Here is a 17,724-nt window from a genome sequence, read left to right on the forward strand (position 1 = left end):
TCGCTGGGGTGACGATTGGGGCTGGGTGACGACGCTCAGGGCGGATCATGCGGTGCCCTCCGCTATTCCCCCGGCGGTGTCGGCCAGCTGCGGATGTAGACGTCCTGCTGGGCGAAGGGGATGGCGATGCCGGCGTCCTTGAACATCCACCACAGCCGGTTGAGCACGTCGGAGCGCACGTTGCCGACGCCGCTTTCGGGGTCGCTGATCCACGCCAGTATCTCATGTTCCACCCCGTCGTTGCCGAACGCGGTCAGCCAGACGTTGGGCTTGGGGCTGGCCAGCACGCGCGGGCTGGCCAGCGCGGCCTTTAGCATCAGATCCTGCGCCAGTTTCAGGTCGCTGTCGTACGCGACGCTGACGGGGATGCGGACGCGCACGTTGCGGTCGGAATAGGACCAGTTCTCCACCTCGCGCGTCATCAGATCCTCATTGGGGATCAGATGTTCCTTGCCATCGCGGGTGACCACCGACACGGCGCGCACGCCGATTTTGTTCACCCAGCCGAAGCTCTCGCCGACGACGATGACGTCGCCCGGCTTGATCGAGCGATCCATCAGCAGGATGATCCCGGCGATCAGATTGCCGATCGTCTTCTGCATCCCGAAGCCGACCGCGAGGCCGAACGCGCCGGAGAAGACCGCGAAGGCGGTGAGGTCGATCCCGATCAGGTCGATCCCGAACAGGAAGGCGACGACCACCGCGGCGATGCCGGCGATCTTCTGCGCGAGGATCTTCTGCGTCGGGTCGAGCGCGGGGGTACGGTCGATCGTGTGCGCGACGACGCGGTTGGCGACGCGCACCAGTGCGATCAGCACCACGACCGTGACCAGAGCGGAGATCAGCGCGAGCAGCGACAACCGCCGCGACCCGATGGTGACCGCGATCGCATCCAGCGTCGAGGTGATCGGCTCCAGCCCGCCGACCGCGCGGCTGAACAGCGCGACGAACACGATCGCTTCCACCGTCCACGACGCCCAGCGCGGGATGCCGACGCCGCGCATCAGCTGGTGCGTGGTCAGCGCGGCGGCGCTGCCCAGCGCCAGCCCGATCGGCGCGCCAGCCCACGGCGACCAGCGGTGCGCGACCAGCACCACCGCCAGCAGCAGCGCGGCCGTGCCGTGGCGGACGATCAGCCCGAGCCGCGGGCGCAGCCCCTCACCGGTGTGGCCGGCGACATGGTCCTTCCACCAATCCGCCAGCTTCGGGCCGAGCGCGCGCCCCGCCGCCACGCCGATGGCAAGCGCCAGCACTACCAGTGCGCCGGCGACCGCCGCCTCCACCGCCTGCGCGCGATCGGGCAGCGGGATGCCGTAGCGCGCCAGCGCGGCGATCAGCTCGTTCATCCGCGCGCGCGCCGGAACGCCGCCAGCCCGCGATCGAGATCGGCGATCAGGTCGTCGGGATCCTCCAGCCCGATCTGCAACCGCACCAGCGGCCCGGCGAAATCGGGGGTGGTGGCCGTGCGATAGCGGTGCGGATCGACTGGCAGCGCGAGGCTTTCGTAGCCGCCCCAGCTGTAGCCGATGCCGAAATGCGCCAGCGTGTCGATCAACGCGGCGCGCGATCCTTCGTCCCCACCGTCCAGGACGAAGGAGAACAGGCCGGACGATCCCGCGAAGTCGCGCGCCCACACGGCATGGCCGGGGCAGGAGGGCAGCGCCGGGTGCAGCACGCGCGCGACGCCGGGCTGCGCGTCCAGCCAGCGCGCGATCGCCAGCGCGCCGTCCTGATGCTGTTTCAGCCGCACCGCCATGGTGCGCAGCCCGCGCGACGCCAGCCAGGCGTCGTCGGGGCTGGTCACCTGCCCGAGCTGGAACGCGGTGTCGCGCAGCGGCGCGAACCGCCCCGGCGCGGCGGTGACCGACCCCAGCATGACGTCCGAATGGCCGACGACATATTTGGTGCACGCCAGGATCGTGTAATCGACGCCGTGCGCGATCGCGGGGAACAGCAGCGGCGTCGCCCAGGTGTTGTCGAGCACCGTCGCCACCCCGCGCGCGCGCGCCGCCGCGACGATGGCGGGGACGTCCTGCACCTCGAACGTCAGGCTGCCGGGACTTTCCATGACGATCGCGCGCGTCGCCGGGCCGATCAGGTCGGCGATGCCGGCGCCGATCAGCGGATCGTAGAAGCGCGTGGTGATCCCCATCCGCCGCAGCAGCCCGCCGGCCATCGACCGCGTCGGGTCATAGGCGCTGTCGGTCACCAGCAATTCGTCGCCCGGCGACAGGATCGCGAGCAGGCAGCCGGCGATCGCGGCGACGCCGGAGGGGTAGAGGAACGTCCCCTCCGCGCCCGGTTCCAGTTCCGTCAGCGCGTCCGCCAGGCTCCATTGCGTCGGCGTGCCGCGCCGGCCGTAGAACAGCCGGTGGTGCGTGTCCTTCCCCGCGGCGGCGCGCAGCTGCGCGACATCGTCGTACAGGATCGTCGAGGCGCGCCACACGGGGGTGTTGACGATGCCGCGGGTCCATTCGTCGCGCCGCCCGGCGGTGACGACGCGGGTGGCGGGCGCGAGGTCGTGCGCGTGATGGGTGTCGTCGCTCATGCCGCCCCCGTCGCCTTGGGCGTGGACGGATCGGCGCCCCATTCGGTCCAGCTGCCGTCATAGACCGCCGCATCGCGGCCCAGAAGGTGCGCGCCGAACGCCAGCACGCTGGCGGTGATCCCCGATCCGCAGGTCATCGTCATCGGGCGGTCGAGGTCGATGCCGGCGCCGGCGAAGGCAGCGGCCAGTTCATCGCCGCGCTTCCACGTGCCGTCCGCGTGGAACAGCCGGTCGTACGGCAGGTTGCGCGCACCCGGCATGTGACCGGCGGCAATGCCGGGGCGCGGATCGGCTTCCTCGCCGGTGAAGCGCGCGGGCGAGCGGGCATCGACCAGCTGCTCCGACCCGTCGGCGACGATCGCGCGCACCGCAGCCATGTCGCGGATGCCGACGCCGACCTCGCGCGGGGTGGCGTGGCGCGGGGCGGGGGCGCCGGGGCCGGTTTCCAGCGCGCGGCCCTCCGCCTTCCACGCCGCCAGCCCGCCGTCGAGGATCGCGACATCGGTGAAGCCGAACGCGCGCAGCATCACCCAGGCGCGCGCCGCGGTGTGGTGCGCGGCATCGTCGTACAGGACGATGCGGGTGCCGTCGCCCAGCCCCAGCCGCGCCATCCGGCTGGCGAATTGCGCCGGGCCGGGCAGAGTCGAGGGTAGCGGGCTGGCGGTATCCGAAAAGCCGTCCAGATCCATGAACACCGCGAAGGGGATGTGCCCGGCGGCGAATTCGGCGCCGGCATCGCGCGGCGGCGCGCCCGGCAGCTTCACATGATAGGTGGCATCGGCGACGCGCAGGTCGCGCGCGCTCAGCTGGGCCGCGAGCCATTCGGTGGAGACGAGGGGTTCCATGCCCCCGTCATAGCCGCGCAGGGCGTGGAGGGAACAGGTCGCATTTCCGTGCGCGCGCGCCTATGTGCGCGGGCATGACACCGAAGTTCCTTGGCCAGGCCAGCACGCTTCCCGCATCGCCGGAGGAAGCGGCGCTCGACTACGTTCCCAACCCGCGCCCCGGCACCCACTATCTGGTGCGGTTCGTCCAGCCGGAATTCACCTCGCTCTGCCCGGTGACCGGCCAGCCCGATTTCGCGCATCTGGTGATCGATTACGTCCCCGGCGATACGATCGTCGAATCGAAATCGCTGAAGCTGTTCCTGGGTTCGTTCCGCAACCACGCCGCCTTCCACGAGGATTGCACCGTCGGCATCGGCGACCGGCTGTTCCGCGAAATGGCGCCGCGCTGGCTGCGGATCGGCGGTTACTGGTATCCGCGCGGGGGGATGCCGATCGACGTCTTCTGGCAATCCGGCCCGCCGCCGGAGGGGGTGTGGCTGCCCGATCAGGGGGTCGCGCCGTATCGCGGCCGCGGCTGAGCGATCGGCGGCGCGTCGGCCCGCCGCATCCCGCGTTCGATTGATCGCGATCAGCACGATTGCCGGTGGTTGCATTGCAGCATTACTGCAACCAACTGCTTCATGACGGGTTCATCGCTCCAAGTGCGTCGGTGAAACTCCCGTCGTGCTGCATCAGCGAAGGCAGAGGAATGAAGCAGTCGGCTATCCCGCAGGACGTCACGCATATCGCGCTCGTCGGCAATTTCCTTCCCCGCAAGTGCGGTATCGCGACCTTCACGACCGATACCTATACCGCGCTCAAGCGCCGTTTCCCGGACATGACGGTGGACGTCTATGCGATGGACGACCATCCGGGGCGCTACGATTATCCCGACGCGGTAACCGGCACGATCCCGCAGCATGACCGCGCCGCCTATCTGGCGACCGCGCGCGCGATCGAGGCGAGCGGCGCGCAGGCGCTGTGGGTCCAGCACGAATATGGCATCTTCGGCGGCGAGGCGGGTGCGCATATCCTGTCGCTGATCGACCGCGTGTCGATCCCGCTCGTGGTGACGCTGCACACCATCCTGGAAAAGCCGAGCGCGGCCGAGCGCACCGTGCTGGAAGGGCTGCTGCGCCGTGCCGCCAAGGTGATCGTGATGGCCGAGCGCGGGCGCGAGATCCTGGAGCGCGTCTATGGCGCGAATGCGAAGGCGATCGCGGTGATCCCGCACGGCGTGCCCGACCGCCCATTCGTCGAGCCCGATTCGCTCAAGCACCGCTTCGGCTGGACCGGGCATCGTGTGATCCTGACGTTCGGGCTGCTGGCGCCGGGCAAGGGGATCGAGACGATGATCGAGGCGATGCCCGCGGTGGTCGAGAAGCACCCGGACGCGATGTACGTCGTGCTGGGCGCGACGCACCCCAATCTGGTCGCGCACGAAGGCGAGCGGTATCGCGATTCGCTGAAGGAGCAGGCCGACCGGCTGGGCGTGGGCGCGAACGTCGCGTTCATCGACGCCTTCGTCGAGCATGACGACCTGATCGACTATCTGCAGGCCGCCGACATCTATGCCACGCCGTATCTGAACCCGGCGCAGATCACCAGCGGGACGCTGAGCTATGCCGTGGGCGTGGGCAAGGCGGTCATCTCCACGCCTTACGTCCACGCGACCGAGATCCTGGCCGACGGGCACGGCGTGCTGGTCGACTTCCGCGATTCCGCGGCGTTCGCGCGGGAGATCAACGACCTGCTGGGCAGCAAGCGCAACATCGCGCGGCTGTCGGCGCGCGCCTATGCCCGCGGGCGGACGATGATCTGGTCGCAGATGGCCGAGACCGCTATGGCGGAGATCGTCGGCGGCATCGCGGCGCAGCCCGCGCGGCTGCGCGGTACGGCCGCGACGCGCAAGGTGCTTCCCGTCGACCTGACCGCGGTCGAACGGATGAGCGACGCGACGGGGATGCTTCAGCATTCGATCTTCTCCGTCCCCGACCGGCGCCACGGCTATTGCATCGACGACAATGCCCGCGCGCTGATGCTGATGAGCGCGGTGGAGGATTGCGACGCGGCGACGCGCGACAAATGGACCACCGTTTATGCCGCGTTCGTCCAATATGCGTGGAACCCCGACGCACGGCGGTTCCGCAATTTCATGAACTTCGACCGGACCTGGTGCGAGGATATCGGGTCGGAGGATTCGAACGGCCGCGCGCTGTGGGCGCTGGGCGTTACCGCGCGCGACGCGCATGAGACCAAGCATCGCGACTGGGCGCAGGCGATGTTCGATGCCACCGCCAGCCTGGCGCTGGAGCTGGAAAGCCCGCGCGCGCAGGCGTTCGCGATGCTGGGCGCGGCGGCGGTGCTGCAGGCCTCGCCCGGCCACCAGCTGGCGTCGCAGATCCTGCGACGCTTCCCCGACGAGCATCTGGCGCTGCTCGACGCGGCACGGCGCCCCGAATGGGGCTGGTTCGAGATCGTGCTGGCCTATGACAATGCCCGCCTGCCCGAGGCGATGATCCGCGCCGGGGTGGCGCTGGATCGCCGCGACCTGATCGAGTGCGGACTGGACACGCTGGCGTGGATCGTCACCAAGCAGACCGCGCCGGAGGGCCATTTCCGCGCGGTGGGATCGGAAAGCTTCGGCCGCATCTACGCCGAGCCGCTGCCGTTCGACCAGCAGCCGCTGGAGGCGCAGGCGACGATCGATGCGTGCGCGGCGGCGTTCGACGCGACCGGCGACCGTCGCTGGTTCGACGAGGCGAAGCGCGCCTATGACTGGTATCTGGGTGCCAACGACCTCGACCTGCCGCTCGCCTCGCTGGGGGATGGCGGATGTTTCGACGGGTTGATGCCCAGCGGGCTGAACCGCAACCAAGGCGCTGAATCGATCCTGGCGCTGCAAATGGCGTCGTGCGCGATTTCGGGGCTTTCAAAGCGCGTGGAAAAAGTGGCAGGGACTGGGGTGCACGAACGGTCGGCCTGACGCCGATCCGACGCGCGAGCGTTACGTCCATAACGACGAGGCTGGTCCTTGAAGCTGTTCAACCACCGGCTGCGTCTGCATGCCGATCCGTCGCGAGTGGTGGTCCGACCCTTTCATATCGGGTGGATGGCGCCGCAGAATGGCGGCCCCAGCCGGTCGCAACGGCTTATCAGCGAGGTGGTCAGCATGTCGCCGCAGGAAGCGCGCGACCAGCTGGAACTGGTGCTGAAGGATTTCGAGGCGCGCCACTGGCAGACGCGCCGCGTATTCATGACCCGTTACGACGAGATCGCGTCGGCGCACGGGCTGGACGGCAGCCGCATCTCTGATGAGAAGCGGCAGCTGATCGGCGCCTATTTCTGCCACGAATACAGCTATGCCGCTGCTGCGCTGATGAATCCCAGCGTGGTGCCGCATCCCGACCAGAGCGGGATGGAGGATGGGGCGCAGCGCATCCTGATGTCGCTGCGCGCGGTGGGGGAGGGGCATATCTCCTCGGTCGCGTTCCGCGAAGGCATCATCACCAGCGACAATGAGCTGAAGCTGGCGCCCGAGCCGCCGTTCGCGACCGCCACCGACGCGGTCGGCAGCGACGAGGAACAGATGCCGAGTGGCCCGGTGACCGTCTATCGTCACCGCGACAGCACGCTGTCGGGCACGGTGATCTTCCCGATCACCGAGGCGCAGTCGAAGGGGCTGGAGGACCTGCGGCTGGTGCAGTTCCACCATGACGACGGCAGCGTCGAATGGCTGGGCACCTATACCGCCTATAACGGCAGCGCGATCCAGTCGGAGCTGATGCGGACCAAGGATTTCCGCGCCTTCGACCTGGTGCCGATGACCGGCAGCGCATCGCGCAACAAGGGGATCGCGCTGTTCCCGCGCAAGGTCGGCGACCAGTATCTGGCGATCGGCCGGCAGGACGGCGAGAACCTGTACCTGCTCAAGACCGACGACCTGACCGTCTGGGACGGCGGCGAGCTGATCCTGAAGCCGGTGTTTCCGTGGGAGTTCGTGCAGATCGGCAATTGCGGCCCGCCGATCGAGATCGACGAGGGCTGGCTGCTGCTGACCCATGGCGTGGGCGCGATGCGCAAATATTCGATCGGCGCGGTGTTGCTGGACAAGGACAATCCGGCGCGGGTGCTGGGGCGCACGCGCTCGCCGATCCTGGCGGCGGCGGACCAGGACCGCGAAGGCTATGTCCCCAACGTCGTCTACACTTGTGGCGCGATGAAGCACGGCGACAAATTGTTCATGCCCTATGGCATCGCCGACAGCTCGGTCGGGTTCGCGTTCGTGTCTATCGCGGAGCTGCTGTCGAAGATGTGAGCGCCGTTGTGAGCTGGGGCAGCCAGGCGGGGTCGATCGTCTCCAGCATCGGCGCCTGATCGTCGAAGCGCAGCCCGGCGCGCCCCGCTACCGCCGCGGACAAAGCGACCGCGCGCAATGCCCCGGCGGGCTGGCGGCGCGCGAGTGTGTCGGCGGCGTCGGCATCTCCGGCTGCGGCGAGTAGCCGGGTCAGTTCGAAGCGGCGGTTGATATCGCCCGACCGCTCGTCCGTGCGATAGGGCGGCAGGATCGCCGCGGCCTCGCCCAGCAGCCGCCGTGCGGTCGCCGGGTCCGCGACCATCAGCCGCTGGCGCGCGACCTGCAAAACGGTGTCGATCAGCAGGAACGGGCTGGCCCGTTCCCTCCGGGCGCGGTCGAGCGCGTCGGCGGTTCGGCCGGCGGTGAGCGACAGGGCGACGTGCGTTTCGGCATCGAGGCCGTTGGGGCACAGCCGACGGAACAGCGGCGTGGCGCTCGCCCGATCGATGAAGGTGCCGACCGCCGGAACAGGGTTGCCGACGTTGCCGAGGCCACCGAGCGCCAGGCCGCCGATCGGCCCGAACCAGCCGAAGCAATCGTCCGACAGGCGGGGCGGCGTGTCGGCCATCGTATCGAATACCGCCATCGCCGCATCGACGTCGCCGGCCGCCAGCATCAGGCGGATCGCCGCCGCCTTGTCGTCGAAGGTGCGCGTGGCGCGGGCGGCGGTGAGCGCGGCGGCGCGCTCGCCCAGCCGGTAGCGCGCTTGCGGCGTCGCCAGCAGCGCGGCGACCGCCGGGTCCGGGCGGCGCGCCTGTTCGGCGGCGACGAAGCGCAGATCATCCGCGCCGCCATAGCCGTTCACCAGCATCGCCAGTACGCCACGGCGCACCCCGGCATCGCGCAGCCGCGATGCCACACCGCGGACCAGGGCGGCATCGGGCAGGCCGATCCAGTGGAAGTCCCGCTTCAGCAGGCAAGCGCGCGCCCAGTCGTCGATCGCGGCGTCGGGGGCGGTATCGCAGCGTGCGTCCGGGAAAGCGGTGCGCAGCGGGACGTAGCGGGGTGGCGCCGGGACGGTGCCGGGGGGTATCTCGTCCTTGCCGCCGTCGGTCATCGCGCGGGCGGCGCGGATGCCGACGTCGGGGTGCCCCGACCAGCGCAGGTTGCGTGATATCGCGCGCAGCACCGCGTCGCGGGGATAGCCGGGCGGGAGCGTCAACGCCTCCGCCACCGCCGCCTCCGCCTGCTCATCGGGTGCGGTATCGGGGGCCGGCGCGGCGCCGAGCAGCGCGAGCGCCGCCAGTGCCGCGCGCCACGTCATGCCGCCAGCCGCCGCGTGCGTCGGTACAGCCACCACGCGATCGCCGCGAACAGCAAGGTGCCCGCGATCAGCGCGGGCGTCTCGAACCCATCGACCAGCGCGAGCGGCGCGTCATTGCCCGCTTCGTAGACGATGCCGGCGAAGACGACGTTCCACAGGCTTTCGCCGACGATCATCCCCGTCGCGGTCAGCACGCCCAGCCGCTTCGTGCCCTCCACATCGGCGCGCCCGTCCGCCCAGCGATCGTAGAAATGGCCGATCACGGTGCCGACGACGACGGTCAGCGTCGCCGCCATCGGCAGATAGATGCCCAGCCCGACGCCGAGCGGGGGCAGGCGCATCCGGCCCATGCGTCCCAGCAGTTCGTCGACCGCGATGATCGCCACGCCGGTCGCCGCGCCCCAGCCGATCATCGTCCAATTGAGGTCGCCGCCCAGCACGCCCTGTGCCAGCGCGGAGATCAGCGCCGCCTGCGGCGCGGCGAGCGCATTGGCGCCGGCGCCGGGCATCCCCGCGAACCCGAACGAGGTGTAGAGCAATTGCAGCACCGGCGGCACCACCAGCGATCCGAAGCCGACGCCGATCACCAGCGCGACCTGTTGCTTCCACGGCGTCGCGCCGACCAGCTGCCCGGTCTTCAGATCCTGGAGATTGTCGTTGGAGATGGTCGCGACGCCGAAGACGATGCCGGTGACGATCAGCGCATAGGCGACCAGCGCCGAGGTTTCCTGCGCGCCGCCGCCGCGCCCGAACCAGCCGACCAGCATCAGCGATGCGGCGATGACCGACAGGATGCCGATCCCCGACACCGGCGAATTGGACGCGCCGATCAGCCCGGCCATATAGCCGCACACCGCCGCGATCACGAGGCCGACGACCAGCACGAACAACAGGCTGGCCGCGATCAGCAGCCATGCGCTGCCCGCCAGCGGCCCGCCCGCCAGCACGCCGTGCAGCAGCAGCGCGATCGGCACCAGCACCGCCAGCGTGCCGCCCGCGATGACCGCGAACGGCAGGTCGCGTTCCTCCAGCGCGACGCCCATGCCGCGTGCGCCGCGCGATGCCGCCAGCGATGCGCGCAGCCCGCCCGCGACCGGCCCGGCGATCCGCACCAGCGTCCAGATCGCCGCGACCCCGATCACCCCCGCGCCGAAGAAGCGCACGTCGTTGCGGAACACGGTGTTGGCCCATTGCGCGACGTCGCCCGCCTGCGGCGCGGCGGCGGTCAGGATCGGCAGCACGATCCACCAGCCGATCGCGACGCCGGCCAGGATCGCCAGCCCCGCCGACAGCCCGATCAGGTGGCCGGCACCCAGCAACGCGAACGACAGCCCGCCGACCACCCCGGTCGCGCCCGCGCCGACGCGGAAGAAGGTGGCGGCTTCCGCCGCGACCAGCTTCGTCTGGGTCAGGATCGCGAAGCCCGCCGAAGCGAGCGTGCTGGCGAGGATCGCGGACAGGCCCCTCGCGCTGTCCGCGCCGCCGGTGCGGCTTTCCTCGCCGACCTTCAGCACCTCCGCCGCGGCGCGGCCCTCCGGGTAGGGCAGGTCGGTGTCGACCACCAGCGCGCGGCGCAGCGGGACGGAGAACATCACCCCCAGCACGCCGCCGGTGGCGGTGATCGCGGCGGTGGTGAGGAAGGGGAACCCCTGCCAGTAACCGACCATCACCAGGCCGGGCAGGACGAAGATGATCGCCGCCAGCGTCCCCGCCGCCGATGCCACCGTCTGGACGATGTTGTTTTCGAGGATCGACGAGCCGCGGAACGCGCGCAGCACCGCCATCGAGATCACCGCTGCGGGGATCGAGGTGGCGAAGGTCAGCCCGATCTTCAGCCCCAGATAGACGTTGGCGGCGGTGAACAGCAGCGTGATCGCGCCGCCCAGAAGGATGCCGCGCAGCGTCAGTTCGGCGACGGGCGTGGGGGAGGGAGCGGGGGCGGAGGGGGATGCGGGGCCGGTCATGGCGCTACCGTGGCATAGCCGCGCCGGCTCCACCAGCGGGTGCGGCGTGCTTGTGCGCGCATGCCCCGCCACGGTACGATGTGCGGACCCGCGGCGGGTAGAGTCATGCCCGCCGGACCATCCGCCGACGCGCAGATAAGGGCTGGACGGGCAACAGTGGGATGGTGCGTTTATCGCATACGCGGGGGGAGCGCGGCCATGTCGCTCCCCCGGTCATCTGCCGGTCCTACCGGCGACATCCTGCTCCTGCGCACGTTGTTTTTTGGGGTGCGGCCCGATTCGTGTATCGCAAGCGGCGGCCAAAAAAAAGCCGGGCAGAAGCCCGGCTGTGAAAGTTTTTAGGAGAGGATGCCTGAAAGGCACGGCTTTTGTGCATCGCAACACATGATTGTGCAAGTGCAATGTGATTCGCTTGCGATTGCAAAATATGCATTCGTCAGCGAATCGCCTGTGCTCGACATCGCGTGCGCCACGCCGTAATCGCGGCCGGCGACTTGGGGGGACAGGCGATGGCGGACGTATTGCGGGTGGCATTGGCGGGGCTGGGCACCGTCGGTGGCGGGGTGATCCGCGTGCTGGACGAGAACCGCGAGCTGATCGCGCGCCGCGCCGGCCGCCCGATCGAGGTCGTCGCCGTGTCCGCCCGCGACCGGTTGAAGAACCGCGGCGTCGACCTGTCGCGCTTCGCCTGGGTCGACGATACCGCGACGCTGGCGGACGTGGATGCCGACGTGATCGTCGAGCTGATCGGCGGATCGGACGGCCCCGCGCTGGCGCTGGCGCGGCGCACGCTGGCGTCGGGCAAGGGGCTGGTCACCGCGAACAAGGCGATGCTGGCGCACCACGGCCTCGACCTGGCGCGCGCTGCCGAGGAAGCGGGCGCGGCGCTGAAGTTCGAGGCGGCGGTGGCGGGGGGTATCCCGGTCATCAAGGGCCTGCGCGAGGGCGCGGCGGCCAATGCGATCGGGCGCGTCTACGGCATCCTCAACGGCACGTGCAATTTCATCCTGTCGAAGATGGAGGCCGAGGGGCGCGACTTCGCCGCGGTGCTGGCCGAGGCGCAGGCGCTGGGCTTTGCCGAGGCCGATCCGTCGTTCGACATCGATGGCGTCGATGCCGCGCACAAATTGTCGATCCTCGCCAGCCTGGCGTTCGGCACCGCGCCCGCGTTCGACGACGTGGCGATCAGCGGGATCCGCCACCTGCTGGCGGCGGACATCGCGGAAGCGGCGGCGCTGGGCTATCGCATCCGCCTGATCGGCGTGGCGGAGGCCGGGCCGGCGGGGCTGTTCCAGCGCGTCCACGCGCATCTGGTGCCCAGCGACCATCCGCTGGCGCATGTCACCGGCGCGACCAATGCGGTCGTCGCGGAGGGCAATTTCGTCGGCCGGCTGCTGTTCCAGGGCGCGGGCGCGGGGGCGGGGCCGACCGCGAGCGCGGTGGTCGCCGACCTGATCGATATCGCGCGCGGCGAGTTCGGCCCGGCCTATGCGATGCCCGCCGACGCGCTGGCGACGACCGCGGCGGCCGACAGCGGTGAGCGGCGCGGGCGCGCATACCTGCGCTTTTCGGTCGCGGATCGTGTCGGCGTGCTGGCGGAGATCGCCGCGGCGATGCGCGATGCGGGCGTCTCGATCGAAAGTCTGATCCAGCGCGGCGCGTCAGCGGAGGGCAGCGTGCTGGTCGCGATCGTCACGCACGAAGGGCCGGAACGCTGCGTCGAGCAGGCGCTGGAGCGGCTGCGCGGATCGCAGAGCCTGACCGGCGAGCCGCTGTGGATGCATATTCTGGCGTAGGCGGGCCGGCCTAGGGGCTGACCCGTCCGGCCATCGACGGTTCGGCGAGGTCGATCGGCACCCGCTCGCCCTTCGGCGCCTTCGCGTGCGGGCGGAAGGCGCGCGCGACGCCGCCGATCACGTCGCCGACCAGCATCCCGGTGCTGGTTCCCTCTCCGTCGCGTTCGCAGCAGCTGCCCGGCGCGACCAGTTTCTGAATCCCGCGCACCGCCGCGGTCCCCATGCCGAGCAGGTCGATCCCCACCTGGCACCCGCCGACGCGCGCCGCGCATGGCGTGCCCTCCGCGGCGAGCGCGCCCATGCCGTCCGCGTTCCGGTTGACCGGCTGCGGCAGCGACGAGGGCACTTCGTGGGGCAGCGGCAGCTTCTGGTCGGGCAGCGGATCGGCGCATACGACGATCTCGTCCGGCGCGCGCCCGCGCACGCACGGCTGGTTGGCGACCGGTGCCAGCACCGAAAAGCGCGCGGGCACGTCCGCCGAAGCGGCCTGTAGCAGGAGCAGCAGGGCAGCGATCATGCGGACAGCGTGGCTGCGCGGGCCGCGATCGTCAACGCCCCGCGAACATGAACGCCGCCGCGCCGACCAGGCAGCCGAACGCCCCGGCGTGACGCCAGGTCAGCGGCTCCTTCAGCACGACGATCGCGAAGATGGTGAAGACCGCCAGCGTGATGACTTCCTGCGTCACCTTCAGTTGCCCGCCGGTCCACCCGTGCAGATAGCCAATGCGGTTGGCCGGCACCGCGAGGCAATATTCGAAGAAGGCGATCGCCCAGCTGATGATGATCACCAGCGGCAGCGCCTTGTCCTCCCCACCCTTCAGATGCCAGTACCAGGCGATCGTCATGAAGCAGTTGGACGCGATCAGCAGGGCGATCGTGGGCATGGCGCGCAGCGTTCCGCGAATGGGGAAAGGGGTTCCCCGCCATGCCGCCGCCGACGCGCCGGTGCAATGGCGCGCGTCGGCGGCGGGGGGCAGCGATCAGGGACGCAGCGCGGCGTCGTCGCGATCGGTGAGTTCGGCTTCCTCGCCATCATCGTCGGCGTCGTCGTCGAAGTCTTCCTGCACCTCGTCTTCCTCGACGTCGGCATCGTCCTGCGCCACGGTGGCGTCGGTCTCGCCGACCTGGCCGTCGCGCAGCGTCAGTTCGTCCTCATCCTCCAGATCGTCGTCCTCGCCGATATCGGGATCGAGATCGACGATGATCGTCCCGTCGCTCGGCCCGTCGCGGGTCGCCTCCAGGATTTCGGCGCGCTGGCTTTCGTCGTAGCCGTCCTCGTCATAGCCGTCGTCGCCGGAACCGTGTCCGTGGATATGCTGTCCGCCCATCGCGAAGCTCCTCATGCCGATGATGGCGACGAACGGCAGACGGGCGTGCGCGGTTCCGCGCGCATCGCTCGGTTCAGCGCGTCGTGAACAGCCGGCCGCGTTCGGTGACCAGCACCGCGGCGAGCGAGAGGATGCCCGCCACCAGGAAGCCGGCGGTCAGCGGCACGGTGGTGCCGTCGAACGCCTGCCCGATCGCGGCGCCCGCGCCCGCCGCGATCGTCACGCTGGTGAAGCCCTGCACGCTGGAGGCGGTGCCCGCGATATGCCCCATATTCTCCATCGCCATCGCGGAGAAATTGGCGCTGGCCAGCCCGAAACAGCCCATGGTGATCGCCTGGAGCACCGCGAAGACGTACAGGTTCTCGACCCCCGCCAGCGCCAGCGCCAGATGCAGCGCGGCGGTGGCGATCAGCAGCAGCACCGCGCCATGCGCCAGCCGCCGCGTGCCGACGCGCATCACCAGCCGCGCATTGGCGAGGTTCGCCGCCGCCATCGTCCCCGCGGTGGTGGCGAAGATCACCAGCAGCAGCCGCGGGCGCCCGAACGTGTCGGCCATGATCTGCTGGATCGAATTGAGATAGCCGTAGAGCGCGCCGAGCAGCGCGGTCGCCGCCAGCGTATAGCCCAGCGACCAGCGATCCGACAGCGTCAGCCGCCACCCGGCGACGATCCGCGCAGGGGACAGCGGCACGCGATCCTCGCGGTGCATCGTTTCGGGCATCCGCCACGAAAACCACGCCAGCACCACGATGGTCGCGACCGCCACCGCCCAGAAGATGTCGCGCCACCCGCCGAACAGCAGCACGCCCGCGCCGAACGCCGGCGCCAGCACGGGCACGATCATGAAGACGATGAAGGTGATCGACATCACCCGCGCCATCGCGCGCCCTTCGAAACAATCGCGCACGATCGCCACCGCCGATACGCGCGCCGCCGCGATCGCGAAGCCGGCGGCGACGCGCGCGGCCAGCAGCAGCGGAAAACTGGCGGCGATCGCGCACAGCGCGTTGGCGGCGACATAGATCGTCATCGCCGCGATCAGGCTGCGCCGCCGCCCGAACCGGTCGGCGAGCGGGCCGTGGATCAGCTGCCCGCCGCCGAACCCCAGCACGAAGGCGGTGATGACATATTGCCGCGCATTGGCATCCGGCGCGCCCAGCGTATCGCCGATCGCCGGCAGTGCGGGCAGCATCGAATCGATCCCCAGCGCGGTCAGCGCCATCAGCGCGGCGATCAGCGCGACAAATTCGGGCAGCGGTAGCGGCGGTCCCCGATCGGTGGGGGCAGGGGAAGACGACATGCCCCCGCGCCTAGGGCAGCGGGCGCGCGGTGTCACGCGTCCAGCGGTGCTGGCATGTCGGGGCGTGCGCGCCTATTGTCGGCACATCAACAAGTTGGACGTTCCTATGCTCGACACCCCCGCCGCCCAGGTTCCGACGCTGAGCCTGAAGGACCAGGATCGCGACCCCGACGGCTTCGCCGCGGCGCTGGGCGGATCGTTCGAGCGCTTCGGCTTTGCGATCGTCGCCGACCATGGTGTGCCGCAGCCGCTGATCGACCGCGCCTGGGCCGAGACCGCGGCGCTGTTTGCACTGCCGGAGGAGGAGAAGCGCGGTTATCACATCCCCGGCGGGGGCGGTGCGCGCGGCTATACCCCGTTCAAGACCGAGATCGCCAAGGACGCGCGCCACGTCGATCTGAAGGAATTCTGGCACGTCGGACGCGAGCTGCCGCCCGGGCATCGTTATGCCGGGGAGATGGCCGCGAACGTGTGGCCGGCGCGGCCCGAGGGGTTCCGCGACACGTTCGTTGAAATGTTCGCCGCGTTCGATCGTGCGGGCGACCGGCTGCTGTCGGCGATCGCGCGGCATCTGGGGCTGGCGCCCGACTGGTTCGACCCGGCGGTGAAGGACGGCAATTCGGTGCTGCGGCTGCTCCACTATCCACCGATCCCCGCCGATGCCGAGGGGGTGCGCGCGGGCGCGCATGAGGACATCAACCTCATCACGCTGCTGCTGGGTGCGGAGGAAGCGGGGCTGGAACTGCTCGATCGCGATTCGGGCCGCTGGCTGGCGATCAAGCCGCCGGAGGGGGCGATGGTGGTCAATGTCGGCGACATGCTGCAACGGCTGACCAACCATGTGCTGCCGTCGACCACGCACCGCGTCGTCAACCCGCCGCCCGAACGGCGCGGCCATTCGCGCTATTCGATGCCGTTCTTCCTGCACCCCGCGCCCGATTTCCTGATCGAGACGCTGCCGCAGACGATCACCGCCGACCGGCCCAACCGCTATCCCGCGCCGATCACCGCCAACGGTTACCTGCACGAACGGCTGGTCGAGATCGGGCTCATCAAGAAGTGAGGTGACGGCGCGGCGGATCAGATCACCGTGCCGGTCGCCTTGCCGATCAGCGCGGTGACCGCCATCGCCAGCGCGCCGAGCGCGACGACGCGCACCATCCCGCGCCCGACCGGCGCGCCGCCCGCTCGCGCGCCGAGTGCGCCCAGCAACGCCAGCAGCAGCAGCGCGGTGGCGGGGACGGCATAGAGGACGGCGCCGTGCGGGGCGAGCGCGGCCAGCACCGGCGGAATCGCGCCGGCGGCGAACGCCGCGGCGGAGAACAGCGCCGCCTGCGCCGGGTTGGAACCGCCGTCGTCCGCCAGCCCCAGTTCGTCGCGGCGATGCGCGCCCAGCGCGTCATGCGCCATCATCTGTTCGGCCACCCGTTGCGCCAGCGCGGGGTCGACGCCGCGCGATTCGTAGATGGCGGCCAGCTCGCGCGTTTCGGCGATCGGCGCGCGGGTCAGCTCGGCCGCCTCGCGGCGCAGGTCGGCGCGCTCGGTATCGGCCTGCGAACTGACCGAGACATATTCGCCCGCCGCCATCGACAGCGCGCCGCCGACCAGCGCCGCGGTGCCGGCGATCAGCACCGCGCCCGCGGTCGCCCCCGGCGCGGCCGCGACCCCGACGATCAGGCTGGAGACCGAGATGATCCCGTCATTGGCGCCCAGCACCGCGGCGCGCAGCCAGCCGGTGCGGTGGACCAGATGATGTTCGCCGGCGGCATGGGGAAGGGCGTCGGTCATGCTGCCTCCGGCATTCGGGACGTCAGGCGATGCGTTCGGGCACCTCGGCGGCGTCGGCGGCGATCGCGCTGTCGGGCGCCATCGCTTCCCACGGGAAGACGAACCAGTCCTTGGTTACCTGGCGGTCGATGCCGTGCGCGGCATATTCGACCCGCTGCCCCGATCGGCAATTGTCGATCAGCGTGGCGAAGCGCACCGCGCCTTCGGCCGCGCCCTCGCGCGCCAGCATCGTGCGCAGGTGCCCGATCGTGCGCCCGCTGTCGTTGATGTCGTCGACGAACAGCAGCCGCTGGCCCGCGCGGGTGCGCGCGGCGAGCTTGGCGATGGCATCGGCGGCCAGTTCCTCCGACTGCGACGAATAATCGACCGCCAGCATCGGCAGGCCGGTGGCGTGGCTGAGATAGACCGCGGGGATCAGCCCGCCACGGCCGATGCCGATGATATGCGCGGGCGTCCAGTCCGCATCCGCCGCCATGGCCGCGGCCAGCGCGCGGACATGGGCGACGAGATCGGCGTGGGTGATGGGGGTGAAGATCGGCGTGCTCATTGCGG

Annotated in this window: 16 protein-coding genes; 5 read left to right on the forward strand and 11 right to left on the reverse strand. The window is 70.2% G+C overall.

Features of this window, described 5'->3' with window-relative positions; all coding sequences use genetic code 11:
- Nucleotides 1-62: 62 nt before the first annotated feature.
- Genes COA17_RS13205 through COA17_RS13215 form a run of 3 tightly spaced genes read right to left on the reverse strand, consistent with a single transcriptional unit; the run spans nucleotide 63 to nucleotide 3,393 of the window.
- Nucleotides 63-1,346, reverse strand: a complete 1,284-nt coding sequence (locus COA17_RS13205; RefSeq protein WP_070321426.1) for a mechanosensitive ion channel family protein — start codon at nucleotides 1,344-1,346, stop codon at nucleotides 63-65.
- Complete coding sequence (gene metC / locus COA17_RS13210; protein WP_096613060.1) at nucleotides 1,343-2,548, reverse strand: cystathionine beta-lyase; 1,206 nt, start codon at nucleotides 2,546-2,548, stop codon at nucleotides 1,343-1,345. Before metC ends, COA17_RS13205 begins: the two co-directional genes overlap by 4 nt.
- Entirely contained in the window at nucleotides 2,545-3,393 is an 849-nt protein-coding gene (locus tag COA17_RS13215; protein WP_096613062.1) for a sulfurtransferase, read from the reverse strand. The genes metC and COA17_RS13215 overlap by 4 nt, the downstream gene beginning before the upstream one ends.
- Before the next feature lie 74 nt (nucleotides 3,394-3,467).
- On the opposite strand from COA17_RS13215, the gene queF reads away from it, so the two are divergent.
- From queF to COA17_RS13230, 3 genes are all read left to right on the forward strand, one after another.
- Nucleotides 3,468-3,914, forward strand: a complete 447-nt coding sequence (gene queF, locus COA17_RS13220; protein WP_066484278.1) for a preQ(1) synthase — start codon at nucleotides 3,468-3,470, stop codon at nucleotides 3,912-3,914.
- Nucleotides 3,915-4,084: 170 nt separating this feature from the next.
- Nucleotides 4,085-6,361 (forward strand): glycosyltransferase family 4 protein, encoded by a 2,277-nt coding sequence (locus tag COA17_RS13225; RefSeq protein ID WP_096613064.1) that lies wholly within the window; start codon nucleotides 4,085-4,087, stop codon nucleotides 6,359-6,361.
- 48 nt (nucleotides 6,362-6,409) lie between these two features.
- A complete protein-coding gene (locus COA17_RS13230) occupies nucleotides 6,410-7,693 on the forward strand; it encodes a glycoside hydrolase family 130 protein (protein WP_070321855.1) in 1,284 nt (427 codons plus the stop codon).
- Here COA17_RS13230 and COA17_RS13235 read toward each other — a convergent pair.
- Together COA17_RS13235 and COA17_RS13240 are read right to left on the reverse strand one after the other, a co-directional pair.
- Nucleotides 7,665-8,996 carry a hypothetical protein gene (locus tag COA17_RS13235; protein ID WP_141397099.1) on the reverse strand — a complete coding sequence of 444 codons (1,332 nt, stop codon included), beginning with the start codon at nucleotides 8,994-8,996 and terminating at the stop codon, nucleotides 7,665-7,667. The genes COA17_RS13230 and COA17_RS13235 overlap by 29 nt on opposite strands.
- On the reverse strand, nucleotides 8,993-10,960 hold the full coding sequence (locus COA17_RS13240; RefSeq protein ID WP_096613068.1) for an OPT family oligopeptide transporter: 1,968 nt from the start codon (nucleotides 10,958-10,960) through the stop codon (nucleotides 8,993-8,995). The genes COA17_RS13235 and COA17_RS13240 overlap by 4 nt, the downstream gene beginning before the upstream one ends.
- Before the next feature lie 509 nt (nucleotides 10,961-11,469).
- Here COA17_RS13240 and COA17_RS13245 point away from each other — a divergent pair.
- Nucleotides 11,470-12,756 carry a homoserine dehydrogenase gene (locus COA17_RS13245; RefSeq protein WP_066489317.1) on the forward strand — a complete coding sequence of 429 codons (1,287 nt, stop codon included), beginning with the start codon at nucleotides 11,470-11,472 and terminating at the stop codon, nucleotides 12,754-12,756.
- Between the two features lie 10 nt (nucleotides 12,757-12,766).
- Here COA17_RS13245 and COA17_RS13250 read toward each other — a convergent pair whose 3' ends face one another.
- The 4 genes from COA17_RS13250 to COA17_RS13265 all read right to left on the reverse strand — a co-directional run bounded on the left by COA17_RS13250 (nucleotide 12,767) and on the right by COA17_RS13265 (nucleotide 15,384).
- Nucleotides 12,767-13,273 carry a hypothetical protein gene (locus COA17_RS13250; RefSeq protein WP_096613070.1) on the reverse strand — a complete coding sequence of 169 codons (507 nt, stop codon included), beginning with the start codon at nucleotides 13,271-13,273 and terminating at the stop codon, nucleotides 12,767-12,769.
- Nucleotides 13,274-13,304: 31 nt separating this feature from the next.
- Nucleotides 13,305-13,640 (reverse strand): DMT family protein, encoded by a 336-nt coding sequence (locus COA17_RS13255; RefSeq protein WP_066489313.1) that lies wholly within the window; start codon nucleotides 13,638-13,640, stop codon nucleotides 13,305-13,307.
- Between the two features lie 96 nt (nucleotides 13,641-13,736).
- A complete protein-coding gene (locus tag COA17_RS13260) occupies nucleotides 13,737-14,084 on the reverse strand; it encodes a DNA primase (RefSeq protein ID WP_096613072.1) in 348 nt (115 codons plus the stop codon).
- Nucleotides 14,085-14,157: 73 nt separating this feature from the next.
- Nucleotides 14,158-15,384, reverse strand: a complete 1,227-nt coding sequence (locus COA17_RS13265) for a Bcr/CflA family efflux MFS transporter (RefSeq protein WP_096613074.1) — start codon at nucleotides 15,382-15,384, stop codon at nucleotides 14,158-14,160.
- 106 nt (nucleotides 15,385-15,490) lie between these two features.
- Between COA17_RS13265 and COA17_RS13270 the strand changes: the two genes are divergently transcribed.
- A complete protein-coding gene (locus COA17_RS13270; RefSeq protein ID WP_066489309.1) occupies nucleotides 15,491-16,447 on the forward strand; it encodes an isopenicillin N synthase family dioxygenase in 957 nt (318 codons plus the stop codon).
- 17 nt (nucleotides 16,448-16,464) lie between these two features.
- Here the strand turns inward: COA17_RS13270 and COA17_RS13275 are convergent, their stop codons facing one another.
- Entirely contained in the window at nucleotides 16,465-17,172 is a 708-nt protein-coding gene (locus COA17_RS13275; protein WP_066489305.1) for a VIT1/CCC1 transporter family protein, read from the reverse strand.
- Nucleotides 17,173-17,194: 22 nt separating this feature from the next.
- Entirely contained in the window at nucleotides 17,195-17,719 is a 525-nt protein-coding gene (locus COA17_RS13280; RefSeq protein ID WP_066489304.1) for a phosphoribosyltransferase family protein, read from the reverse strand.
- Nucleotides 17,720-17,724: the final 5 nt, after the last annotated feature.

The sequence above is a fragment of the Sphingomonas ginsenosidimutans genome, assembly GCF_002374835.1.
In the GTDB taxonomy this organism is placed as follows: Bacteria; Pseudomonadota; Alphaproteobacteria; order Sphingomonadales; family Sphingomonadaceae; genus Sphingomonas; species Sphingomonas ginsenosidimutans.